The sequence below is a fragment of the Bradyrhizobium sp. 62 genome (assembly GCF_023073035.1).
Classification (GTDB): domain Bacteria; phylum Pseudomonadota; class Alphaproteobacteria; order Rhizobiales; family Xanthobacteraceae; genus Bradyrhizobium.
Genome location: NZ_JADPIT010000014.1, coordinates 40,328 through 47,151, shown reverse-complemented (window position 1 = coordinate 47,151; position 6,824 = coordinate 40,328). Strand labels below are relative to the sequence as shown.

Here is a 6,824-nt window from a genome sequence, read left to right as displayed (position 1 = left end):
TGATCCAGATCAGGCCGTCCAGCACCATCGGCCCGCAATCATGGGTGTCGACGTAATAGGTGTCGACGCTCGGATTCTTGCCGTCGTCCGGGTTCCAGCGATAGACGCGGAATTCGCGAGTTTCAGTCGCGCCCGCGGGCTTCGGCCAGGTCTTGCCGCCTGAAATCTTGGAGTTCTTCGGAAGTGCGAATTCAACCATTTCGATAAAGCTTTCGCTGTTCGTTCAGTACACGCGCGCCGTTTAGTAAACGCGAGCTTTCGGCGGGATGTACTGGACGTCGTTGGTCATGGTGTAGTCGTGAACCGGGCGGTACTCGATCTTGACCTTGCCGGAATCTTCCAGCCAGGCGAGCGTGTGCTTCATCCAGTTCTTGTCGTCGCGCTCGGAGAAGTCCTCGCGGGCATGCGCGCCGCGGCTCTCGGTGCGGTTGGCGGCCGAGTTCATCGTCACCACCGCCTGCGCGATCAGATTGTCGAATTCGAGCGTCTCGATCAGGTCGGAATTCCACACCAGCGAGCGGTCGGACACGGCGATGTCGGTGATGCCGCTATGGACCTTCTCGATCAGATTCTGGCCTTCGCTCAGGATGTCGCCGGTGCGGAACACCGCGCAATTGTTCTGCATCACGTGCTGCATGCCTTCGCGCAGCTTCGCGGTCGGCGTGCCGCCGGAGGCGTAGCGGTAGTGGTCGAGCCGGCCGAGCGCCAGATCCGACGAGTTCGCCGGCAATTCCGGCTGGCTGGCGTTTGGCGTGAGCTTCTCGGCGAGGCGCAGCGCAGCGGCGCGGCCGAACACGACGAGGTCGATCAGCGAGTTGGAGCCGAGGCGGTTGGCGCCGTGCACGGAGACGCAGGCGGCCTCGCCGATCGCCATCAGGCCCGGGATGATGGCGTTGTCGTCGCCGTCCTTCTTGGTCAGGACCTCGCCGTGATAGTTCGTCGGGATACCGCCCATGTTGTAGTGCACGGTCGGCACGATCGGGATCGGCTCGCGCGTCACGTCGACATTGGCGAAGATCTTTGCGGATTCCGAGATGCCCGGCAGGCGTTCGGCCAGCACCGCGGGATCGAGATGGTCGAGATGAAGGAAGATGTGGTCCTTCTTCTTGCCGACGCCGCGCCCCTCCCGGATCTCGATCGTCATCGCGCGCGAGACGACGTCACGCGAAGCCAGATCCTTGGCGGAGGGCGCATAGCGCTCCATGAAGCGCTCGCCCTCGGAGTTGACGAGATAACCGCCTTCGCCGCGCGCGCCTTCGGTGACGAGACAGCCCGAGCCGTAGATGCCGGTCGGGTGGAATTGCACGAACTCCATGTCCTGCATCGGCAGGCCGGCGCGCAGCACCATGCCGCCGCCATCGCCGGTGCAGGTGTGCGCCGAGGTGCAGGACGCATAGGCGCGGCCATAGCCGCCGGTCGCCAGGATAACGGTCTGGGCGCGGAAGCGGTGCAGCGTGCCGTCGTCGAGCTTGAGCGCGATGACGCCGCGGCAGGTGCCCTGGTCGTCCATGATCAGGTCGATGGCGAAGAACTCGATGAAGAACTCGGCCGCGTGGCGCAGCGACTGGCCGTACATCGTGTGCAGCATGGCGTGGCCGGTGCGGTCGGCGGCGGCGCAGGTGCGCTGCGCCTGGCCCTTGCCGTAGTCCATCGTCATGCCGCCGAACGGACGCTGATAGATCTTGCCGTCTTCGGTGCGCGAGAACGGCACGCCCCAGTGCTCGAGCTCGTAGACCGCCTCGGGCGCGTTGCGCACCATGTATTCGATCGCATCCTGGTCGCCCAGCCAATCCGACCCCTTCACGGTGTCGTACATGTGCCAGCGCCAGTCGTCCTTGTGCATGTTGCCGAGCGACGCCGAGATGCCGCCCTGCGCCGCGACGGTGTGCGAGCGGGTCGGAAACACTTTGGTGATGCAGGCGGTCCGAAGACCGGCTTCGCTGCAGCCGACCACGGCGCGCAGGCCGGCGCCGGCGGCGCGGACCACGACGACATCATAGGTGTGGTCTTCAATCGGATAGGCTTTGCCGTTGGTGGCGGGAGCGCCGTTGCCCTTGCCATTGGTCTCTGTGGCCATGGGTTAGACTCCGGAGGAAAGTTTCAGGATCGCGTAGGTCGAGGCGAGCGCCACGGCGAACGAGAAGAAGTTGTTGAGCATGATCGAGATGAGCTTGAGCTTCTCGTTATGGATGTAGTCCTCGATCACGACCTGCATGCCGATCTTCATGTGCCAGGCACTGGCGAAGATGAAGAGCAGCAGGATCACCGCGATCGGCAGCGAGCCGAGGATCTGCGCGGCGCCGGCCTGGTTGCGGCCGAGCAGCATCATCACGATCACGATCACGGGGATCATCAGCAGCGTCATGGCGACGCCGGTGATGCGCTGGCGCCAGAAATCGGACGTGCCCGAATGCGCAGCGCCAAGATTGCGCACGCGGCCGAGCGGGGTGCGCATGGAGGAGCCCTTCGGAGCGCCGTGGGATTCGTCGAAACTCATCGGCCGCCTCCGATCGCGTAGGCGATGATCCAGACGAGGACCGTGAGCACGATGCCGCCGATCAACGCGCCCCAGGTCAACGCTTCGCGCTCATTGGCCTTGAAGCCGTAGCCGAGGTCCCAGACGAAATGCCGGATGCCGCTGAGCATGTGGTGCATCAGCGCCCAGGTGTAGCCGAACACGATCAGCCGGCCGATGATGCTGCCGGTGAAGGCCTGGACGTGGCCATAGGCGGCAGGGCCAGAGGCCGCCGCAATCAGCCACCAGGCCAGCAGCAGCGTTCCGGCGTAGAGGGCAATTCCGGTGGCGCGATGGACGATGGAAAGCGCCATCGTCAGCGTCCAGCGGTAGACTTGCATGTGCGGCGAAAGCGGTCGTTCGATCCGTGCGGTCATGGGCTTCGATTGCTTTATTGCGGCCCAGCATGGGCGCGCGGGGATCGCGAAAGGTCGGCTCTATTTACGGAGTCGATTTCACCTGCGCAATCACCAAATCGCCATAGATCGAACTTGGGTTCAGCTCTAGGCCCTTGATGTAACAAGGCCAATCGGCGGCTTGGTATACCAGGGCCATGGCGCACCGGCTAAAGAACGAACACAAATTCATGTCTTGCCGCAGAGCTGCGGCGTATTGAAATTACTATTGGAACGGCTCTAAGCCGCCGCAGGCCAACCGGGGTTCGAACCAGTCATCCATGAGGTTCGAACCGGCAGGGCTGATCGGCGAGCAATTTTCAATTTCCGTCAAGCGCACCGATTTTTCGCGAGACGGGCGGATATGCGCAGCCTGCATCCCACCCCAGACCGCCGACGCGGCGGTCGACCCGGCAAATCAGATCGCCTAGAGCATTGCGGGCAGCTGTCCGAGCGATGCATCGGAGAAGTTGCGACCCACCGCCGGGGCAGGTCAGGGGTGATTGCAGGACTCGATATCAAGGAGGTCGTCGAGCTCGCGCTGTTGCTGATCGCAACCGGCGCGCTCTCCGGATTTCTGGCCGGCGTGTTCGGCATCGGCGGCGGCGCAATTCTGGTGCCGGTGTTCTACGAGTGCTTCCGCATCGCCGGTGTGCCGCTCGAGGTGCGCATGCCGCTCTGCATCGGCACTTCGCTCGCCGTGATCATCCCGACCTCGATCCGTTCGTTCCGGGCGCACTACAGACGCGGCGCCGTCGATCTTGCGATCCTTCGGGTCTGGTGGCTGCCGATCCTGGTCGGCGTCGTCGCCGGCAGCGTGGTCGCGCGCTACGCACCGGAGCGGCTGTTCAAGATCGTGTTCGTCGCCGTCGCCTGGTCGGCCGCGGTACGGCTGACCTTCGCACGCGAGAGCTGGAAGCTCGGCGATGATCTGCCGAAGGGGCCGCTGATGCGATTCTACGGCTTCTGCGTCGGCATTTTGTCGACGCTGATGGGCATCGGCGGTGGATTGTTTTCGAATCTGCTGATGACGTTCTACGGCCGCCCGATCCATCAGGCCGTGGCGACATCGTCGGCGCTCGCGGTGCTGATCTCGATCCCCGGTGCGCTCGGCTACATCTATGCCGGTTGGCCTGCGGCCGCGCACTATCCCGGCGTTGCAGCCCTGCAAGTCCCATTCGCGCTTGGCTACGTCTCCCTGATCGGCGCCGTGCTGGTGATGCCGATGAGCCTTGTGACAGCACCGCTCGGTGTGAAGGCTGCGCATGCAATGTCGAAGCGGACGCTGGAGGTCGCGTTCGGGTGCTATCTGTTCATCGTCGGCAGCAGGTTTGTGATGAGTTTGTTAGGCGGACAGTGACCGCCCCAAACTCCGTCATTGCGAGCGAAGCGAAGCAATCCAAGGGTCTTTCCGCGGCGGCACTCTGGGTTGCTTCGTCGCAAGAGCTCCTCGCAATGACGACGAGAGTGCTGCGAACCACAGCCCCTATTTCTTCGCGTAAAGATCCTTGTACGTATCGCGCAGCACGTTCTTCTGCACCTTGCCCATGGTGTTGCGCGGCAGCTCGTCGACGACGAAGACGCGCTTGGGCATCTTGAACTTCGCCAGCCGGCCGTCGAGCGCCTTCAGCACCGCGGCCTCGGTCACATCCGCGCCCTTGTTGCAGACCAGCACGGCCGTGACGCCCTCGCCGAAATCGGCGTGGGGCACGCCGATCACGGCGGATTCGATCACGCCGGGCATGGCGTCGATCTCGCTCTCGATTTCCTTCGGGTAGACGTTGAACCCGCCCGAGATGACGAGATCCTTGCCGCGGCCGAGAATGTGGACGTAACCCTTGGCGTCGATCTTGCCGAGGTCGCCGGTGATGAAGAAGCCGTCGCCGCGGAATTCCGCCTTGGTCTTCTCCGGCATGCGCCAATAGCCCTTGAACACGTTCGGGCCCTTGACCTCGATCATGCCGATTTCATCACGGGGCAGTTCCTTGGCCGTCTCGGGGTCGGTGACGCGCACGGAGACGCCGGGGAGCGGAAAGCCGACTGCGCCGGGCACGCGCTCGCCGTCATAGGGATTCGACGTGTTCATGTTGGTCTCGGTCATGCCGTAGCGCTCGAGCACGGCATGCCCCGTGCGCGCCGACCATTCGCGATGGGTTTCGGCGAGCAGCGGCGCCGAGCCCGAGATGAACAGCCGCATGTGCTTTGTGGTTTCGCGCGACAGCGCAGCGTTCTGGAGCAGGCGGGTATAGAACGTCGGCACGCCCATCAGCACCGTAGCGCGCGCCATCAGCTTGATGATCAGATCGGGGTCGAGCTTCGGCAGGAAGATCATCGACGCGCGCGCGAACAGCGTCACGTTGGTCGCCACGAACAGGCCGTGGGTGTGATAGATCGGCAGCGCGTGGATCAGCACGTCCTTGTCGGTGAAGCGCCAGAAGCCGACGAGCGAGAGCGAGTTCGACGCCAGATTGTCGTGGGTCAGCATCGCGCCCTTGGAGCGGCCGGTGGTGCCCGACGTGTAAAGGATCGCGGCGAGATCGTCGTTTGCGCGCGACACCGTGGTGAATTCGCTGCTCGCCTTGTCGGCGGCGTCCGTCAGCGAGCCCTTGCCGTCAGGCCCGAGCGTTTCGATTTTCGCCTTCACCTTGGCGGCGATCGGGGCAAGCCCGTCCGCCTTGGAGGGATCGCAGACCACCAGCGAGGGTTCGGCATCGCCGATGAAATAGTCGAGCTCGTTCAGCGTATAGGCGGTGTTGAGCGGCAGGTAGACTGCGCCGGCCCGCACGGTGGCCAGATACAGCACGATGTTGGCCACGGATTTCTCGACCTGAACCGCAACGCGGTCGCCGGGCTTCACGCCGCGCGCGACCAGCACATTGGCCATTTGCCCGGCCCGGGCGATCAGATCGCCATAGCTGATGCGCCCTCCGTCATGCGTCTCGATGGCGAGGCGCTTCGGATCATCCAGGCCGTCGAACAGGCGGGAAAACAAATTGGCGTTGGCAGCTTGGTTCATGCAAGATTTCCTCGACCGCAAGGCTTGACCACGAGGCTCGTCAGACAAGGCCGGTCAAAACCGAGGGCTGGATTAGCAAAAACCGCCCCGATGAAGCAACGGAGACAGTTTGCATGACCAAAAACGGGAAACGCGTGGCCTGGGTGACAGGCGGGGGCAGCGGGATCGGAGAGGCCGGCGCCGAGGCGCTGGCGGCCGACGGCTGGACGGTGGTGGTCTCGGGCCGGCGCAAGGACGCCCTGGATACCGTGGTCGCGAAAATCACTGGGGCGGGCGGAGCCGCCGAGGCCATCGCGCTGGACGTGTCGGTTGCCGCCGAAGCCCAGAAGGCGGCCGATCAAATCGTCGCGAGGCACGGCCGGATCGACCTGCTGGTGAACAATGCCGGCATCAATGTCCCCAAGCGCAGCTGGAACGACATGGAGCTGGAGGGCTGGGACCAGCTGGTCCAGGTCAATCTCAACGGCGTGCTCTATTGCATGCGCGCGGTGCTGCCGACGATGCGCAAGCAGCAGGACGGCTCCATCATCAACGTCTCGTCCTGGGCCGGCCGCCACGTCTCGAAAATGCCGGGCCCGGCCTACACCACGACCAAGCATGCGGTGCTGGCGCTGACCCATTCCTTCAACATGGACGAATGCGTCAACGGCCTGCGCGCCTGCTGCCTGATGCCGGGCGAGGTGGCGACCCCGATCCTGAAGCTGCGCCCGGTGGTGCCAAGCGAGGAGGAGCAGGCCAGGATGCTGCAATCCGAAGATCTCGGCCGCACCATCGCGTTCATCGCGAGCATGCCGGCGCGAGTGTGCATCAACGAACTGCTGATCAGCCCGACGCATAACCGCGGGTTCATTCAGACGCCGCACAACAGGGATTGAGCGGCAGGTAGATCGTCGAGGCT

At 64.0% G+C, this 6,824-nt stretch carries 6 protein-coding genes and 1 pseudogene; 2 read left to right on the top strand and 5 right to left on the bottom strand.

What is annotated here, in order from left to right:
• The 4 genes and pseudogenes from IVB47_RS08730 to sdhC form a co-directional block, all read right to left on the bottom strand.
• Positions 1-166 (bottom strand): annotated as a pseudogene (locus IVB47_RS08730) (succinate dehydrogenase iron-sulfur subunit); the annotation flags it as partial.
• A gap of 75 nt (positions 167-241) precedes the next feature.
• Positions 242-2,077: a succinate dehydrogenase flavoprotein subunit gene (gene sdhA / locus IVB47_RS08725; RefSeq protein WP_247461050.1), complete on the bottom strand. Its 1,836-nt coding sequence runs from the start codon at positions 2,075-2,077 to the stop codon at positions 242-244.
• Positions 2,078-2,080: 3 nt separating this feature from the next.
• Complete coding sequence (gene sdhD / locus IVB47_RS08720) at positions 2,081-2,497, bottom strand: succinate dehydrogenase, hydrophobic membrane anchor protein (RefSeq protein ID WP_007598776.1); 417 nt, start codon at positions 2,495-2,497, stop codon at positions 2,081-2,083.
• Positions 2,494-2,892, bottom strand: a complete 399-nt coding sequence (gene sdhC, locus IVB47_RS08715; RefSeq protein ID WP_027566353.1) for a succinate dehydrogenase, cytochrome b556 subunit — start codon at positions 2,890-2,892, stop codon at positions 2,494-2,496. The genes sdhD and sdhC overlap by 4 nt, the downstream gene beginning before the upstream one ends.
• 517 nt (positions 2,893-3,409) lie before the next feature.
• On the opposite strand from sdhC, the gene IVB47_RS08710 reads away from it, so the two are divergent.
• Complete coding sequence (locus IVB47_RS08710; protein WP_247461048.1) at positions 3,410-4,270, top strand: sulfite exporter TauE/SafE family protein; 861 nt, start codon at positions 3,410-3,412, stop codon at positions 4,268-4,270.
• 126 nt (positions 4,271-4,396) lie between these two features.
• On the opposite strand, the gene IVB47_RS08705 is transcribed toward IVB47_RS08710, so the two are convergent.
• On the bottom strand, positions 4,397-5,926 hold the full coding sequence (locus IVB47_RS08705; protein WP_247461046.1) for a malonyl-CoA synthase: 1,530 nt from the start codon (positions 5,924-5,926) through the stop codon (positions 4,397-4,399).
• 113 nt (positions 5,927-6,039) lie between these two features.
• Here IVB47_RS08705 and IVB47_RS08700 point away from each other — a divergent pair, with 113 nt between their 5' ends.
• Positions 6,040-6,801: an SDR family NAD(P)-dependent oxidoreductase gene (locus IVB47_RS08700; RefSeq protein WP_247461044.1), complete on the top strand. Its 762-nt coding sequence runs from the start codon at positions 6,040-6,042 to the stop codon at positions 6,799-6,801.
• Positions 6,802-6,824: the final 23 nt, after the last annotated feature.

What these genes read in the sequence shown, in the direction of transcription:
- sdhA (WP_247461050.1), bottom strand. Translation starts at nt 2,077, where the DNA reads ATGGCCACAGAGACCAATGGCAAGGGCAACGGCGCTCCCGCCACCAAC.
- sdhD (WP_007598776.1), bottom strand. Translation starts at nt 2,497, where the DNA reads ATGAGTTTCGACGAATCCCACGGCGCTCCGAAGGGCTCCTCCATGCGC.
- sdhC (WP_027566353.1), bottom strand. Translation starts at nt 2,892, where the DNA reads ATGACCGCACGGATCGAACGACCGCTTTCGCCGCACATGCAAGTCTAC.
- IVB47_RS08705 (WP_247461046.1), bottom strand. Translation starts at nt 5,926, where the DNA reads ATGAACCAAGCTGCCAACGCCAATTTGTTTTCCCGCCTGTTCGACGGC.
- IVB47_RS08700 (WP_247461044.1), top strand. Translation starts at nt 6,040, where the DNA reads ATGACCAAAAACGGGAAACGCGTGGCCTGGGTGACAGGCGGGGGCAGC.